14 protein-coding genes are annotated in these 15049 nt (G+C 68.7%); 4 read left to right on the top strand and 10 right to left on the bottom strand.

Translation table 11 applies throughout. The features are described 5' to 3' along the window. Positions 1–160 precede the first annotated feature (160 nt). Positions 161–310 (top strand): hypothetical protein, encoded by a 150-nt coding sequence (locus ACFYMC_RS28440; protein WP_388530613.1) that lies wholly within the window; start codon positions 161–163, stop codon positions 308–310. A 69-nt stretch (positions 311–379) separates the two neighbouring features. On the opposite strand, the gene ACFYMC_RS28445 is transcribed toward ACFYMC_RS28440, so the two are convergent. The 3 genes from ACFYMC_RS28445 to ACFYMC_RS28455 all read right to left on the bottom strand — a co-directional run bounded on the left by ACFYMC_RS28445 (position 380) and on the right by ACFYMC_RS28455 (position 2830). Continuing rightward, entirely contained in the window at positions 380–754 is a 375-nt protein-coding gene (locus tag ACFYMC_RS28445) for an ArsR/SmtB family transcription factor (protein ID WP_388530616.1), read from the bottom strand. A gap of 206 nt (positions 755–960) precedes the next feature. Then, the gene (locus tag ACFYMC_RS28450; protein WP_388530619.1) at positions 961–1335 is read right to left on the bottom strand and encodes a hypothetical protein; all 375 of its coding nucleotides are present in this window, start codon (positions 1333–1335) and stop codon (positions 961–963) included. 277 nt (positions 1336–1612) lie between these two features. After that, positions 1613–2830, bottom strand: a complete 1218-nt coding sequence (locus ACFYMC_RS28455; protein WP_388530622.1) for a serine hydrolase domain-containing protein — start codon at positions 2828–2830, stop codon at positions 1613–1615. Positions 2831–3334: 504 nt separating this feature from the next. On the opposite strand from ACFYMC_RS28455, the gene ACFYMC_RS28460 reads away from it, so the two are divergent. Continuing rightward, positions 3335–3811, top strand: coding sequence for a lamin tail domain-containing protein (locus tag ACFYMC_RS28460; protein ID WP_388530624.1), 477 nt, complete (start codon positions 3335–3337; stop codon positions 3809–3811). Positions 3812–4092: 281 nt separating this feature from the next. Here the strand turns inward: ACFYMC_RS28460 and ACFYMC_RS28465 are convergent, their stop codons facing one another. Continuing rightward, positions 4093–5442 carry a chloride channel protein gene (locus tag ACFYMC_RS28465; protein ID WP_388530627.1) on the bottom strand — a complete coding sequence of 450 codons (1350 nt, stop codon included), beginning with the start codon at positions 5440–5442 and terminating at the stop codon, positions 4093–4095. Positions 5443–5661: 219 nt separating this feature from the next. Here ACFYMC_RS28465 and ACFYMC_RS28470 point away from each other — a divergent pair, with 219 nt between their 5' ends. After that, on the top strand, positions 5662–6156 hold the full coding sequence (locus ACFYMC_RS28470) for a peptidylprolyl isomerase (protein ID WP_388530629.1): 495 nt from the start codon (positions 5662–5664) through the stop codon (positions 6154–6156). 157 nt (positions 6157–6313) lie between these two features. Here ACFYMC_RS28470 and ACFYMC_RS28475 read toward each other — a convergent pair whose 3' ends face one another. From ACFYMC_RS28475 to ACFYMC_RS28485, 3 genes are all read right to left on the bottom strand, one after another. Further along, the gene (locus ACFYMC_RS28475; RefSeq protein ID WP_388530632.1) at positions 6314–7132 is read right to left on the bottom strand and encodes a class I SAM-dependent methyltransferase; all 819 of its coding nucleotides are present in this window, start codon (positions 7130–7132) and stop codon (positions 6314–6316) included. Then, complete coding sequence (locus ACFYMC_RS28480) at positions 7129–8691, bottom strand: radical SAM protein (RefSeq protein ID WP_388530635.1); 1563 nt, start codon at positions 8689–8691, stop codon at positions 7129–7131. Before ACFYMC_RS28480 ends, ACFYMC_RS28475 begins: the two co-directional genes overlap by 4 nt. A gap of 91 nt (positions 8692–8782) precedes the next feature. Then, positions 8783–9355, bottom strand: a complete 573-nt coding sequence (locus tag ACFYMC_RS28485; RefSeq protein ID WP_388530638.1) for an SRPBCC domain-containing protein — start codon at positions 9353–9355, stop codon at positions 8783–8785. Between the two features lie 149 nt (positions 9356–9504). Here ACFYMC_RS28485 and ACFYMC_RS28490 point away from each other — a divergent pair, with 149 nt between their 5' ends. Next, positions 9505–10194: a CDP-alcohol phosphatidyltransferase family protein gene (locus tag ACFYMC_RS28490; protein WP_388530641.1), complete on the top strand. Its 690-nt coding sequence runs from the start codon at positions 9505–9507 to the stop codon at positions 10192–10194. A gap of 77 nt (positions 10195–10271) precedes the next feature. On the opposite strand, the gene ACFYMC_RS28495 is transcribed toward ACFYMC_RS28490, so the two are convergent. The 3 genes from ACFYMC_RS28495 to ACFYMC_RS28505 all read right to left on the bottom strand — a co-directional run bounded on the left by ACFYMC_RS28495 (position 10272) and on the right by ACFYMC_RS28505 (position 14728). Then, positions 10272–12368, bottom strand: coding sequence for an MMPL family transporter (locus ACFYMC_RS28495; protein ID WP_388530644.1), 2097 nt, complete (start codon positions 12366–12368; stop codon positions 10272–10274). 120 nt (positions 12369–12488) lie between these two features. Then, a complete protein-coding gene (locus ACFYMC_RS28500) occupies positions 12489–12962 on the bottom strand; it encodes a MarR family winged helix-turn-helix transcriptional regulator (RefSeq protein ID WP_388530650.1) in 474 nt (157 codons plus the stop codon). Between the two features lie 131 nt (positions 12963–13093). Beyond that, positions 13094–14728 (bottom strand): molybdopterin-dependent oxidoreductase, encoded by a 1635-nt coding sequence (locus tag ACFYMC_RS28505; RefSeq protein ID WP_388530647.1) that lies wholly within the window; start codon positions 14726–14728, stop codon positions 13094–13096. Positions 14729–15049 lie beyond the last annotated feature (321 nt).

Below are 15049 nucleotides of genomic sequence, written 5' to 3' on the forward strand. Positions count from 1 at the left end.
CAAGATCCGATGCTCGACTACCCGCATCACCGCACTCGTCCAGGCCATCCTCGCCCTGCATCTGGCCAGCTCAGAGCGATGATGGAAAAGGCTCAGTGTCGGTTGTGGCTGGCGGTACCCGGAGTTCAAGGACCTCGGACGGTTCGGATGGAACGACGTGGTGAGCTCCGCTCAGGGTCTTGCCTGCCCGATCACCCTGTGGGAGCACGGCGACTTCCGCGGCGCCCACCAGACCTACTGGGGATACAACGCCTACGTCGGTGACGGTATGAACGACAAGGCGAGCTCGGTGAGCTTCGATCTGCGTTGACGCCGACGGGGGTGTACGCCCTTGGGCCGTACACCCCCACCTCGAAGCCGACTCGCGGCCTCGGTCGGTTCACCCGGCGGAGCGTGCCACCTGTTCACCAGACCCTCTGGGGGTGGTCTCCGCCTGTCGCAGTTCTGCCAGTAGTTCGTTCTGTCCGGCGAGGAGCTCGGTGAGGATGCGGCGAGCCGCGCGCAGGAGCTCGGCCACATCGCCACCGGCCAGGGCGTAGCTGACCGTCGAGCCGTCGCGGATGGATACCACGATGCCCGAGCGGCGCAGGACCGCCAGTTGCTGGGACAGGTTGGAGGGTTCGATCTCGATCTCGCTGAGCAGGTCGCGCACCGGGACGGGACCGTTCTGCAGGAGTTCCAGGACACGAATGCGGACCGGATGCCCGAGCATCCGGAAGAACTCCGCCTTGGCCTGGTACAGGGGTACCTGCATCGCGATCGCGCTCCTGTCCTTCTACGGCTGTGCTTGCCGTGAGCTGCGGCGCGGTGCCGCGCCGCAGCGGTGAACCTGTATTTCCTCTTCGGACATCGTCCCGTCTGCCAGCCCCGCGCACGCCCGCAGTTGAGTGGTTCCGGATGTGCCGAGTTGAAGAATCTTTCAACTAGCGGGCATGCGTGAGCCGGGAAACGGGAGCAGGGTTACAACTCCAGATCTGCCTCGATGCGCCTGAGCTGGTGCCTGGCCATCGCCAGGTTGGAGTTCGCCTTGTCCAGGACCAGGTACAAGAAGAGGCCGTTGCCGCCACGTCCCTTGAGCAGGCGGATGAGGTGGTACTGGCCGCCCAGAGTGATCAGTACGTCCTCGATCTCCTCTTTGAGCCCGAGCATCTCCATGGTGCGGACCTTGGCTCGGATCACATCGGTGTTGCCCGCGGCAGCCACCGCCAGGTCGAGGTCCTTACCCCCTCCGATCGTGCCCAGCGCCATCCCGCTGGTGTAGTCGACCAGCGCTGCTCCGACGCTGCCCTCGATCGATGTCATCGTCTCCTTGAGAGACGTCTCTACGTTCACCATCCGCGCCTGCTCCTCATTCCGTTCTGCTGTGGACGATCGATCTGCGATCCGTCACAGCCGGACGCTACTGCTCCGCACAGCGCCGGGTGAGGGAAACCCGAAGATCGGCGTGAAGTACCTGTTCGGTGCGTCATGTTGGTTCGCGATCCACCAACCGGCTTGCCTGGCAATGGTGTTGTCGCAACACTGCTCGTACCGTCAGCACGGTTGTGAGCCTTCCGCGTTGCGATGCGCCATGCCTGCCAGCATGTGCTCACTGGGCATCGCGACACGGCCTCTAGGTCGTGGGCTGGGCCGGCAGTGAGAAGACGTGCGCAGGCGTGACGATTTCCGTGATCGCCTTGCCGAGGAGGGTGCTTGGTTCGTTGCCCTGGAAGGAGATGTCAGTGTTGAGGAACACGACCATGGTCGCTTCCGCCTCCGGCAGGTACACAACCAAGGTCTGGTAGCCGGGCAGCGAGCCGTTGTGGCCGATCCACCCCTGGACGTTGAAGATGCCAAGTCCGTAACCGGAGCCCGGGATGTTGCTGGGACCTGTCTTGAGGCGTTCCGCCTGGGTCTGCGGTGTCAGGAGCGTTCCGGTGGCGAGGATGCGGGCCCAACTCCGCATGTCGGTGAGGTCGGAGATCATGGCGCCGGCTGCCCAACCCCACGAGGGGTTCCAGTTCGTCGCGTTACGGATGCCCTGGTCCGGGGAGAGCTGCGTGTAGCCCTGAGGGTGCGGCTCGGGAAACTCCGCACCACGGGGGAAGACCGTGTGCGGAAGGTCGGCGGGCTCCAGGATGTTGCGCTCGATGAACTCTCCGAGGGGAAGTCCGCTTACCTTCTCCACCAGGAGCCCGAGAAGGATCAAGTTGGTGTTGCAGTACTCGAACTCGGTGCCCGGGGCGAACTGCACGGGGTGTTTGAAGGAGTAGTCGAGCAACTCCTGGGGTGGGAAGTGCCGGCGGGGGTTGTCCGACAGCGCTTGCTGGAAGTCCGGGTCGGCCGAGTAGTTGAAGAGCCCGCTACGCATGCCCGCCAGCTCCCGCAGGGTTATCTTGTCTCCGCCTGGCACACCGTCGATGTACGTGCCTATCGGGTCGTCGAGGCCGATCTTGTTCTCATCGACGAGCTCCAGTACGGCAGTCACGGTGAAGGTCTTGGTCTCGCTGCCGATGCGGGTGTACATGCCGGGGTTCATGGGAGCGCCCGTGTCCTTGTCCGACACGCCGAATGTGCTCACGTAGCTGCCTTTGCCGGGAGCCCAGAGGCCCACCGTCACCCCCGGGATATCCGCTTGTGCCATGACCTTCCGCACTGCTGCGTCGAGTTGTGCGGCCACGGCCGGGGTGAGTGCGGGGAACTCGCTCTCGGAGGGGGAGGGAGCGAGGGCCGCGGCGCGTGCTGGCGCGCCCTGGGCGAGGACCGTCCCTGCCGCGAGGGGAGTGAAGAGCAGTTGGGTAGCCGCGATGCATACGGCCACCCGGCGCAGTCCGAAGGTCGAGCGAGCCATGAGTCGCCTCCTGTCACGAGAGACCCCGAGAAGGCCCTGGAGGGGCGGAACTCCATGAAGAGCCTAGGTCCAGCTCGTTCGCCGGGCGACTCGACGCGGGTGTGATGGTAGTTCTTCCTCTTGATCAAAGCAGGCTGCGCATCGCATCAGCCCAGATCTGTATTTGCGTATGAAATGATAGTGAAGGGTGGTCGAATATGCGGTCGGGCCTGTTACGTGAAATACCTAGATCTGCCGCCCATTTTGAAATGTTTACCCACTCTCCTTGCTGGTGGACTGGCATCTCAAGGCATGGGTGTATGAGGCAAGTTATTTTTGGCGCATAGGTGCGTCCGGCAGTCGAGGGTTACGGATATGTTCGCGTTCGGTAACGCGAATCGAGTTCTCGGTTCGTGCGGTGGTCCGAGGTGTGAGTGTGTGGCTCCTCGGCCACCTGCCGAGACGTCCATACGGCGCAACCGGCCGCCTCGCGGTCCGGTGCGCATCCTGTGCAAAGGGAGTGACATGTCCTCTTCCCGTACCGTTCGCAGTCTTGTCGCCGCTGCCCTCGCCTCCGGGGCCCTCCTGGCGGGCACGGCCCTGCCGGCCGTAGCGGACAGCCACCACGACCGTCATCGGGCGGCCCGTTCCACGGTCGAGATCGGCGAGGTGCACCACGAGGGCGCGGGACGCGCTGCTCGCTCCAATCGCAGGCTCAACGCCGAATGGGTGGAGGTTGCCAACACCGGCAGGCGGGCGGTCGATCTGCGCAACTGGACCTTGACCGACGAGGAGGGCAACCGCTACCGGTTCGGTCGACTGCGGCTGGCGGGCGGCGCCAAGGTGCGCGTCCACACCGGCGCGGGTCGGGACACCGCCCGTGATGTCTTCCAGGGCAAGCGCGAACAGGTCTGGGACCGACGTGACTCCGCCACCCTGCGCGACAGCCGCGGGCGGGTCGTGGACACCGAGTCCTGGGGGCGGAGCGGCCACCGTCGCTGAGCGCTGCCCATGCCCTGGGCGGGCGTGGGTGGGCCGGCAGCACGACGAGGCGCAGGAGCAGGTGTCGTGCGTTCCTGGGAGAGCAGGTAGCCCTCGGCTATCGAGATCGGAGCCGTCCACATGTCCGCCCCTGAACGCCCCCGCCGCGGGACACCGCGGCGGGGGCGTTCCGCGTGGCGGGGGAGATCGGAGGGCAGCCGCTCCTCAGTTCCAGGCGGCGCGCTGGGACAGGAGCCGGAGGTGGAGCTACGACGAACAGTCGCCGCGGCACTGGGCGTTCATCACGGCGTCCCGTGAGCAGCAGACCGTGAGGGCAGCAGTTCGCTGACGACGAAGGCGGTCACAGCGGCCAGGATGACCACGGGAATCATCGCGCCGCTGCCGAGCAGAAGGACAACCAGCACCACGCTGCTCACCGGTAGTCGCAGTGCCGCCGCCGTTGATGCGGCCATGCCCGCCGCCATCCCCGGGACGAGACCCAACCCCGGGAGCGGAGCGAGCAGCACACCGGCTGCCGCCCCGAGGAACAGGGCCGGAAACACCAGACCACCGCGCAGGCTGCCCAGGCACAGTGTGTAGGCGAGGCTCTTGAAGACGAGGACCGCGATCAGCGCGCCCACGCCCCAGGCCTGCGGGTCGGAAGCCAGTTCACCCAGGGTGGCCTGGCCGGAGGACGCGACTTCGACGGGGGAGCGACCGCTCAGGGCGGCGTACAGGGCTGCGCAAGCTCCGGCGCCCAGGGCGCAGAGGGCCGTGCGTGCCAGGGTGTGGTGGTGGACGAAGCCCGCGGTCAGCCGGCCACCGTCCAGCATCAGGCGGACCAGGACACCGACGGCTGCTGCCAGGGCAAGAGACCAGAGCACGTCGGCCAGTTCGAGCCTGGGGGAGGGCGCGGTCAGGTGCAAGCTCAGCTCGCCAGTCTTGAGGCCTGTCCACCGTCCGAATCCGGTGAAGATGAGGGCGCCCACGCCGCTGGAGAGCAGCGCCGGAAGCATCACGGCGAACAGTTGAGGGCCGCCCACCCCGGCCACCTCGATCAGGAGCACGGCGCCGATCAGCGGGTTCCCGAAGATGGCTGACACCGCGGCGGCTGCACCGGCGGCGACCAGCAGCGCCGTCCCCTGAGGGGTCGCGGGCGCACGGGTGAGGCTGCGGAACAGGACGGCCAGCCCTCCACCGAGGGCGATGAGAGGGGCCTCCGGGCCCAACACGGCGCCGAGCGGCAGGCTTGCCAGGGCGGCCAGGACCACGCCTGGGAGGGCGGCGGTGGAGGCGCCGCCGCCCGCCTGGAGGCCGGCGGCCGGTACGTGGCCGCCGGTGCCCGGCAGCCGGGTGACGATCAGCCCCACGGCGAGCCCTGAGGCGAGCAACAGCGGGAGCGGCCACCACCACGGGGGTGTCTGCCATCCCAGGGACTCGGGCAGGGTCGCCCACAGGGTGTGCTCCAACTCGTGCAGGGCGACGAGGAACCAGAAGGCCACCAGGGACACCGGGACGCCGATGAGGGCACAGAAGACGAGGGCCTTGAGGTATCCGGGGCTCAGGAGCAGATTGCGCAGCAGGTCAGCTTCCTGGGCTTGCGGTGCGTCCGGGGACGGAGGGGTCGCTGAAGGGCTGTCCGAACTCGGCATCTGGTCAGTTCCTTGGATCGTTGTCCGCTCCTCGACGCCGAGGGCGCGGCGCGTTTCGTGAAAAACGACGTCCTTGCCCACATGGTCCCCCTGACTCGCACGGTCCGCCGCCGCAAGGCCCCTGGCGAGGCCGGTTCAAAGGTGCTTCCGGGCGGATGGATGTGCTCCTTTGGTGGGTCCGGTGTGCATTGCGATGACATTGGGTGTCAGGATGAAGCCATGAGTAACGTGTTCTTCGACATCACCATCGACGGCGAGCCCGCCGGCCGCATCGTCTTCGCGCTCTTCGACGACGTGGTCCCCAAGACCGCGCGCAACTTCCGTGAGCTCGCCACCGGCGAGCACGGCTTCGGCTACGAGGGTTCCTCCTTCCACCGCGTCATCCCGGACTTCATGCTCCAGGGCGGCGACTTCACTGCCGGCAACGGCACGGGCGGCAAGAGCATCTACGGCGAGAAGTTCGCCGACGAGAACTTCAAGATCAAGCACACCAAGCCGGGCCAGCTCTCCATGGCCAACGCGGGCCCGAACACCAACGGCTCGCAGTTCTTCATCACCACCATCGTCACCGACTGGCTGGACAACAAGCACGTCGTGTTCGGCGAGGTCGTCGAGGGCATGGACCTCGTCAAGAAGATCGAGGGCCTCGGCTCGGGCAGTGGTGCGACCAAGGCGAAGATCACCATTGCGAAGTCAGGCGTCGTCGAGGCCTGAGCCACGCAGTGCGGTCACGCGACCGGTTTCGGCTCCGGCCGTTCCGGTTGCGCGACCGCGCCTGAGGTGATCCGGGGGCGCCGACACGGGCCGACGAGTTCGAATCCGTTGGTCGGCACCCGGCGCCGAGCCGCCTTCAGAGGTGGGCGCGGTCGACTCAAGACGGCCGCCGACCGGGCGAGCGCTGGCCGTCCTTGTGCGCGATGACCAGCGCATAGCCCAGGGTTTGCCCGGCGACCGCCCTGCGGGCCTGCGCCAGTACGACTGTGGTTGCCGACGGGTCGATGTTGGCGGATGAGAGCATGCCCGGAGCGGTCATGCGAAGCAGCGCGAGTCGAGCCTCGATCCGGTCGACCATGGCGAGCAGGGCGCGTTGATGCGGCTCCGCCAAGACGGTGCGTAGCCCCGCCCCGGTGAGCAGGTCGACGTATCCGTGCAACGGCAGCGCGTCACCGAGGCAGGCGATGCGCGCGCCCAGCCCGCTCAGTTCGGGACCCAGCTGGCCGGGCTCGACGGTGACGTCGGCCAGGCCCAGCCGCCCCCCGGGCCGAAGTACCCGGGCGAACTCCGCGACGGCGCGCACCTTGTCGGGGAAGGTGCACAAGGCGCATTCGCACACCACCACGTCGAAAGCCGCGTCCGGGTAGGGCAGGCGCTCGGCGTCCGCGCTGGCGAACGCGGCGCGTTGGGCCAGGCCCAGTCCCTGCGCGGCGGCGCGGGCGACCGCGGCGTTCTCGACCGAGTAGTCGATCCCATGAGCCCGCACTCCGTACTCCCCGGCGAGCAGGAGCGCGGTGGAGCCCCGCCCACAGGCCACGTCGAGGACGCGTTCGCCCGGGCGCACGGCCAACGAGTCGACCAGGCGGCGGGTGAGGCGACCGCCTCCGGGGTGGTAGGAGTCCCCCAGCAGCGCGCAGACCACATCGCCCGAGTAGGCGGCGGCGCAACACGCCTTGAGTCCGTCCTCGGGAGTCATCGTTCGTCCGCCTGCGTACGAGCGGCCCTGGAACCGTAGGGGGTGTGGGTCAGACGCTCGGCCAGAGGGAGCGCGTTGGGGACCACCGGGGCGACGGGCACCCCGGACATCCGCGCGCGGACCTCCTCGCGATAGCCGACGGAGTTGTACGCGCAGAACGGGATGAGGCGGCCGTCGGGGGTGATTTCCTGGACGCAGCACTTCATCAGCTGCTTGACGTTGAGCGTGTACGGATCCTGGAAGTCCTGAACGACAATCATGAAGGCCGTCCCGTCAAGGTCCTGCACCACCTGAGGTAGGTCGATGCCACAGGCATCCGCGCAGTCCAGGGCCCGCACCGCGACCCCCAGCTCATCCCGCGTGGTGGCCGCGCCCATGACCGCTGATGCCGACCACAGCCGCTCCAGAACCTGACGGACGCCGGCGTCGGGAAACACCCGGTTGGTGACGTAGTCCAGGTGCTCTTCCACGTCGAGCAGTCGGGGGATCGGCAGGACGCTGAGGCCTTCCGCCTCGCGGTTCACCAGGAGGTAGGTCGCGGACCGGCAGGTGGGGAAGCAGCAGGGTACGGGGAAGAAGTCGCTCGTGGTGAACCACTGTGGCCGCTGCGCACTGAGCAGGCGGATGACGTCGGGGTTGGTGAGCCGGTCCAGCGGGTCGAAGGCAAGGTGCCGACCGGAGTGGGTCACCGGCTGGAAGACGACCGAGCGGACGGCCGGGTGGTCGATGCCGAACTCGACGATCGAGCCGAGCTCGTGCTCGTTCAGGCCACGCTCGACAGCTGCGACCAGCGCGACGGTCAGCCCGGCCTGCGCACAGTTGTCCAAGGCCCTTTGTTTGAGGGCCCGCAGGTCCCGGCCGCGGATCTGGCGATGAGTACGCTCTTCGAAGCCGTCGAACTGCAGGTAGATGTTGACCGACCGGCCCATCGCCGCGTTGCGTTCGCCCAGGGCGGTGACGAAACGACGGTCGCTGGCGAGCCGGATGCCGTTGGTGTTGAGCGTGACGTTGCGGATCGGTCGGGCCTGGGCGAGGTCGATGAAGTCCAGGATCTGCGGATGAATGGTGGGTTCCCCGCCGGAGAACATCACCACCTCTGCCTCGCCCTCCGACGCCACGAAGACATCGAGCATCCGCTCACACTCCTCGCGGGTGATCGCGTAGCCGTCGCTGTGGTGTCCGGAGTCAGCGAAACAGACCGGGCAGTCGAGATTGCATCCGGTGTTGACCTCGATGATGCCTAGACAGGCGTGCTGTTTGTGTTCGGGGCAGAGCCCGCAGTCTGACGGGCAGCCATCGACCACCTCGGTCTGGAAGGTCAGGGGGAGCGTGCCCGGCTTGTTGAAGCGGGCGGAGGAAAGGTACGCCTCGGCGTCCGCGTACACCAGGGCTTCGAACTCGCCGTGCTCCCGGCAACGCTTGCGGAGGTAGACCTTGTTCTCCCTGATGTTGACCTGCGCGTCGACAGACACCTTGCACATCGGGCAGATCGACTTGGTGAACTCGATGAAGACCTCCTCGCGGTCCACCTTGCGCCGCGGTGGGGATGCTTCGGCCATAGAGGGCTCCTCCCGAGGTCGGGTTCGGGGTACCGCCGCCCCTCGACCGGGGCGGGGGCACACCGGGCAGCCGGCCGGCTGCCCGGACCTGTCATGCGCGGGCCGCGCGCCGTGCCGCCTCGACGCGGACTGAGGCGAGCGAAGCGGCCACGGTGGCTTCCCAGCGCCTGCTCACCAGATCGCCCCACGCCTGCCCCAGCGACCACAGATCGGTGCTCAGCGCACCCTCGTACCGCAGCCGGGTACCACCCCGGTGCGGGGTCAGCACGAAGGACTCCACGACGCTCGGGACCGGTCCGCGCACCAGACGGAACTCCACCCGGGCCGGCCGCTCGAAGCGGACCGTCTCCACCGTCAGGGCACGGACCCGGCCACCCGCCAGCGGCGTGAAGTGGGCTGCCAGCACCATGTCGGCGCCGCGCTCCCACACCTGCACCTTCTCCCTCAGGGCCCGGGTGGGCCGCGCGAGGTACGGCTCGGCGATCACATCGAAGACGAGTTCCCGAGGTGCCTCAATGAGGACTTCCGTAGGCCCCAGCGCCCGGGTCCTGCGGCCCGCGCCGACATCCACGGTGAACGCCCCCGTCACCAGCCCCAAGCCACCACCGGCCGCAGCAGCGCCCACGAGCGCGGCGCCCCCCACCAGCTTCGCGATGCCTCGCATTCGACCCTCTCCGTACGGCGGCTCTTGTGGGGCCCACGCTACGGCCCCGGGGCACCCACAGCGGTGAGCGCGCCCCCGCCCGGGCGGAGTGTCAACCGATTACGGTGAGCCACTCGATCCAGAGGCTGACGAGAGGCGAAGAGGTGGAGGTGAGCGAGCTCACCGACAGCCGTGCGGCCACCGACGCGCTGCTCGGGACGTTGCGGGACGAGGGCGGGCTGACGCCCGAACGGTTGCGGCGTTTGCTGTGGCTGGCGGGCCACCGTTCGGTTCGGCAGGCCGCCACCCGGCCGCGGGCGGTGCTCCAGGTGAGCGCCGTACACGGCTTGCTGGCGGCCCTCGCCACCCGGCGGCGGCCCGGCCCACGCTGGGTGGCGACGGCCTGGGCACTGAGCCTGCTCCATCTGGGCCTGTTGGAGCGCCGCCGGGCCATCGCAGCCGCGGATGTGCTCACGCTGATCCGTGGCGCTCTTCCCGCGACGGCCTTGGGCGCGAGCCGGTGGTCAGGTGCGGTGGCCGTGACCCTCGATGTCATCGACGGGCATCTGGCCCGACGCCGTTGCGCCACCTCACCGTTCGGCGCGTACGCCGATTCCTTGGCCGACGCCGCGTTCTGGACCTGGATGGCCCTGAACTACGAACCGAACCGCACTCTTCGGGCCGTCGCGGTCGGCGTGTGGTGCGGACCCGTCGTGGTCGTGACCGCGCTCGCGGTTCGCCGAGGGGCGATGCCCCGCGGGCTGAGGCCCGTCGTGCTGCGCCCCGCGGCGGCGATGCAGATCCTGCTGGCCCTACGGCGTTTGCGGAGGCCGCCGGCGAGTGTGCCGCGCCGGCGGTGATGCCGCTGTCGGGGTAGACGCTCCGCGCCGGGTGCCGGTAGCTGTTGCCTGCCGAACCCGGCAGCCGAGCGAGGTACTCAGGAGCGGCTCGTGGAGAATCCACCCGGACCACCGGGCCACCAGACGCGGTCGCCGAGATCCCGTACGAGCGCCGGGACCAGCAGTGAGCGGACGACCAGGGTGTCGAGCAGGACGCCGAACGCGACGATGAAGGCGATCTGGATCAGGAAGGCGAGCGGGATCACGCCGAGGGCCGCGAAGGTCGCTGCCAGGACCACCCCCGCCGAGGTGATCACCCCGCCGGTTGCGATGAGGCCGCGCCGCACGCCTTCTCGTGTTCCGTGGCGCACGGACTCTTCCCGGACCCGTGACATCAAGAAGATGTTGTAGTCGACGCCGAGGGCGACGAGGAAGACGAATCCGTACAGCGGCACAGAGGCGTCCGTCCCGGTGAATCCGAAGACGTGTTGGAAGACCAGGGCGGAAATGCCCAGGGTGGCGAAGAAGTTGAGGGCGACCGTGGCCACCAACAGCACAGGCATCAGCAGCGACCTCAAGAGCCCCACCAGGATCACCAAGATGATGACGAGGACCACGGGGACGATCACATCACGGTCGTGCTGCGCGGTCTGTTGGGTGTCAAAGCGCTGGGCGGTGTAGCCACCCACTTGCGCTTGGGCCTCGGGGACGGAGCGCACCGCCTGGCGCAGGGAGGCGACGGTGTTCTTGGCGGCGTCGCTGTCGGCCGCGTCGGTCAGGGTGACGTTGAACTGCACCAGTCCGTTGACGACCAGGGGGGCGCCGTCGGCCGGCCCGCCACCGGGACCGAGGGCCCGCACGGAGTCCACCCTGGGGACCTGCCGCAGGGCCGCTTCGACCGCCGGCGCCTGCGGAGCGCGCGCGATGACCACCGCCGGATTGCCGGATCCGGCGGGGAAGTGCTCCGCCAGTGCTCGTTGGGCCGTCACGGACGGCGCCTCGTTGACGAAGATCTCGTCGAGCGGCACTCCCTGGGAGACCAGCTTGGGGGAGAAGGCCGCACACAGCAGCAGGGCGCCGAGGGTGGTGACCCAGGCCCGGCGCGGCGCCCGGTCGACCCGGTCGGCGATGGCCGTCCACAGGCCGTGCGAACCGCTGACGGTGCCAGGTCGCCCCGGGCGGGCCGGCCAGTAGGCGGCACGTCCGAGAAGTACCAGAACCGCGGGAAGGAAGGTCAGCGCGCTCAGCACCGCGCAGATGATGCCGATGGCGCCCACCGGCCCCAACGCCCGATTGTTCGTCAGGCCGCTGAGCAGGAGGGCGAGAAGCCCGAGCGCGACGGTGGCGGCACTGGCGCACACGGGCCCGGCGGTCTGGCGCAGAGCGGCGCGGATGGCCGTCATCCGGTCCTCGTGCAGGGTGAGTTCCTCGCGGAAGCGCGCCGTGAGCAGGAGGGCGTAGTCGGTGGCCGCACCGATCACCAGGATCGACAGGATGCCCTGCACCTGGCCGTCCACCCGGACGATGCCGCGATCGGCGAGGGCGTACACCACTGCGCAGGCGAGCCCGAGGGCGAACACCGCACCGAGGATGATGGTCAGGGGGAGGAGGACGCTGCGGTAGACGAGCAGCAGGATCACCAGTACGGCGGCCAGGGCGACTCCCAGCAGGAGGCCGTCGATCCCGGCGAAGGCGTCACCGAGGTCGGCTTGGGCCGCGGCGGGGCCCGCCAGTTGGACCCTGGTGTCGGGGACCGCCGAAACGGCTTTTCGGACCTGTTCGAGTGTGGGCGCCAGTTGCTTGCCGAGGTCGGGTCTGAGGGGGACGACGCCCTGCAACGCCAGGCCGTCGGCGGAGCGCAGCGCCGGCGACGGTGGCCCGGCCGTGTACGGGGCGCCCGCTCGGGTCGCCAGGGCTGCGCTAGCTGCGCGTTGCTGGGCCGCAGTGAGGCGCTGCCCACGCTCTTCGGAGGTCCAGACCACGATCAGAGGAAGGCTCTCGCTCTGACGGAACACCTTCTGTGCCTCAAGCACTTGGGTGGACTCGGCGTTGCGCGGCAAGAAGGCGGCCTGGTCGTTCGTCGCCACCTCGCCGAGCTTGCCCGCGTAGGGACCGAGGCTTCCACCGATGGCGAACCAGGTCAGCAGGAGAGCGACGGCCACCATCCAGCGTGCGGGTCGTGTGTGCAGGGTCATGGCGCTCCAAGAATAAGGAAGCCTCAATGGTCAAGTATCTCAATGATCGAGATATTTATGATCCTACCTGCGCCCGGGGCGGGGGAGCAGCTGCGTTCCGGCGTGGCGGGGCGTGGGCGCTCAATCGTCCGGGTTCAACAGGGCCATCTCCTCGTTCAAGGCGTCCAGGAAGCGTTCGACCACGCTGAGCTCGGCGTCTGTGAAACGCTCCCGAGCGCTCTGGGCCGCCACGGCCAGCGGTCGAAAGTGGGCGCGGGCCGCCGCCCTCGCCTCCTGCGCGTAGTGAATGTGTACGACCCGCCGGTCGACGGTATCGCGGGACCGTCGAATGTGGCCGGCCTTCTCCAGCCGATCCAGGCACGCGGTGACCGCGCCCGAAGTCAGGCCGAGGTGCTCGCGCAGCCTGCCGGGCGTCATCGGTCCCTCGGCGTCCAAGATCGCGGCGAGTGCGTTCACATCGGTGGAATGCAGCCCCCCGCTGGCGGCGAAGGCGTGCACGAGCCGGTTGATCTCGCCGTTCATCCGGCGAAGCTGCGTGGCCAACACCAGCAGCCCGGGGGCTGGCGTTCCTGCCGGCCGGCGACCTTCGGGCATCTGTTCATCGGTACGGGCCACGGGGGAAGCCTATAGAAGCGGGCCGTCAGCTCCGAAGACGCGGGCCGGCGAAGAGCGCTCGATCATCAGGGGTACGGTCGAGCCCCCGCCGGTGGAAGCTCCTGGTGGCCTCAGCCAACGTTCACGAAGACGCTGTGCCAGCCGCTCGCGCCGTCCGGAATGGTCCTGGTCCGCTTCTCGGTCTGCACCGCACCAGTGCCGTCGGTGGCGCGGACGGTGAGGGTGTGCCCACCCGAGGTGGCTTTCCAGGGCAGGGACCACTGGCGCCAGGTGTCCACGGTGTCCTGATCGGCCAACTGCGCTTCCTGCCAGGGGCCGTCGTCGAAGCGGACCTCCACACGGGAGATTCCGCGGTGCTGGGCCCATGCCACCCCGGCCACCATCACCACCCCGGCTGACAGTCGGGCGAAGGGACGCGGCGTGTCGATGCGGGACTGGGTCTTGATGGGGCCGCGCCGAGCCCATCCACGTTTGATCCAGTAGGCGTCGTACGCGTCGAAGGTGGTCAGCTCGATGTCCTCGATCCACTTGCAGGCTGACACGTAGCCGTACAGGCCCGGCACCAACATGCGGACGGGGAAACCGTGGGCGAACGGCAGGGGCTCACCGTTCATGCCGACGACCAGCATCGCGTCCCGGCCGTCCAGGACCTCCTCGACCGGGCTCCCCAGTGTGATCCCGTCAACGGACCGGGCCACCAGCTGATCGGCACGGCCGCCCTGCGAGGGGGCCCGGACCCCGAGCTCGCGCAACAGCGGGGCGAGAGGCACGCCGAGCCAACGGGCAGTGCCCACGTACGGTCCGCCGACCTCGTTGGAAACGCATGTCAGCGTGACGTCACGCTCGATCAGTGGACGATCGAGGAGGTCTGGCAACGAATAGCTCCGTGCGCGGGCCACCCCCTTGCCGTGGATGCGCAGCCGCCAGGTGTCGGCATCGACCTTGGGGACCACCAGGGCGGTGTCGACGCGGTAGAAGTCCTTGTTCGGGGTGGTGAAGGCACTGATCCCCGGGATTCGCAACGCGGCTCGGGCCGGAACTGCCGGCGCCGCGGAGGCCGCAGCGGGGAGCACCAGCGAGTTGCGGGAGGCGACGGCGCCCTGGCCGCGCCGGCCGGTCAGGGCACGACCCAGGGCGCCGGCCCCCGTCGCGGCGGCGGCAGTGACGGACGCCGCCGCGAGGAACCCCCGTCGGTTCCAGCCTGCCCCGGTGTCCTCTTGACCGGTCAGGGAAGCCGCGGGGGAGGTCGCGACGAGCTTGCCCAACAAGCCGTACATGACGCCCGCGCCGATCACAGCGCCCGCCAGGGAGGGCAGTGCGTCGACCGGCCCCTGGGAATCGGGTCGGGCTGTCGCCGCCAGCGCGCCGAGGACTCCGAAGCCCAGCACGACCGCCGCTCCCACCCTTCGACGGTTCACGGTGAGGGCGCCCAGCAACGCCGCGAGGACTCCGACGGTGGCCAGGATGCCCAGTTGGAGGACGAGCTTGTCGGCCTCGCCGAAGGTTTGGATGGCCCAGTCCTTCACGGGGGCCGGGGTCCGGTCGATCGCCGACCCGCCGATCGCGGTCACAGGTCCGGCCTCGGGCCGGATGAGTGCGGCGGCAAGCTCGGCCACCGCCAGTGCGGAGTAGGCCGCCAGGAGACCGCACAGGGCGCCGAGGGCGCTGCGGGTCGAGTGCTTGCTGAAGTTGCTCACGCAGGGGATTCGGTGACCTGCGCCAGGTGGATTGGTCCTGCCCGTCATGTGCGGTGTGCCCTTCGGCGAAGGCGAGGCGGTGGCCCCGACGGGGCCAATCCCCTGGCCTTCGCGTGACGAAGAAGAGAACGCAAAGCCATACTCGGCGGGCACCCCTCAGAGGTCGGGATCCACTCCTGCGGCGGAACCCGGCCCAGCCCACGGAGGACCGTTCATGCTATGCAGCCGTACCCCGACAGTCGCAGCCGGACTCCTCAGGAGGTCGTGCCGGTGAGGCAGTCGTTGCCTTTCGGTGTTCCTGATCGTGCTGGTCCTGGGTTGGAGGAGTTGATGGCGCAGGTCGCGTGTGGGGACAAGGACGCTTTCTCC

This window comes from Streptomyces sp. NPDC006879, from assembly GCF_042869595.1.
Classification (GTDB): domain Bacteria; phylum Actinomycetota; class Actinomycetes; order Streptomycetales; family Streptomycetaceae; genus Streptomyces.

What these genes read in the sequence shown, in the direction of transcription:
- ACFYMC_RS28445 (WP_388530616.1), bottom strand. Translation starts at nt 754, where the DNA reads ATGCAGGTACCCCTGTACCAGGCCAAGGCGGAGTTCTTCCGGATGCTC.
- ACFYMC_RS28450 (WP_388530619.1), bottom strand. Translation starts at nt 1,335, where the DNA reads ATGGTGAACGTAGAGACGTCTCTCAAGGAGACGATGACATCGATCGAG.
- ACFYMC_RS28455 (WP_388530622.1), bottom strand. Translation starts at nt 2,830, where the DNA reads ATGGCTCGCTCGACCTTCGGACTGCGCCGGGTGGCCGTATGCATCGCG.
- ACFYMC_RS28460 (WP_388530624.1), top strand. Translation starts at nt 3,335, where the DNA reads ATGTCCTCTTCCCGTACCGTTCGCAGTCTTGTCGCCGCTGCCCTCGCC.
- ACFYMC_RS28465 (WP_388530627.1), bottom strand. Translation starts at nt 5,442, where the DNA reads ATGCCGAGTTCGGACAGCCCTTCAGCGACCCCTCCGTCCCCGGACGCA.
- ACFYMC_RS28470 (WP_388530629.1), top strand. Translation starts at nt 5,662, where the DNA reads ATGAGTAACGTGTTCTTCGACATCACCATCGACGGCGAGCCCGCCGGC.
- ACFYMC_RS28475 (WP_388530632.1), bottom strand. Translation starts at nt 7,132, where the DNA reads ATGACTCCCGAGGACGGACTCAAGGCGTGTTGCGCCGCCGCCTACTCG.
- ACFYMC_RS28480 (WP_388530635.1), bottom strand. Translation starts at nt 8,691, where the DNA reads ATGGCCGAAGCATCCCCACCGCGGCGCAAGGTGGACCGCGAGGAGGTC.
- ACFYMC_RS28485 (WP_388530638.1), bottom strand. Translation starts at nt 9,355, where the DNA reads ATGCGAGGCATCGCGAAGCTGGTGGGGGGCGCCGCGCTCGTGGGCGCT.
- ACFYMC_RS28495 (WP_388530644.1), bottom strand. Translation starts at nt 12,368, where the DNA reads ATGACCCTGCACACACGACCCGCACGCTGGATGGTGGCCGTCGCTCTC.
- ACFYMC_RS28500 (WP_388530650.1), bottom strand. Translation starts at nt 12,962, where the DNA reads ATGCCCGAAGGTCGCCGGCCGGCAGGAACGCCAGCCCCCGGGCTGCTG.
- ACFYMC_RS28505 (WP_388530647.1), bottom strand. Translation starts at nt 14,728, where the DNA reads ATGACGGGCAGGACCAATCCACCTGGCGCAGGTCACCGAATCCCCTGC.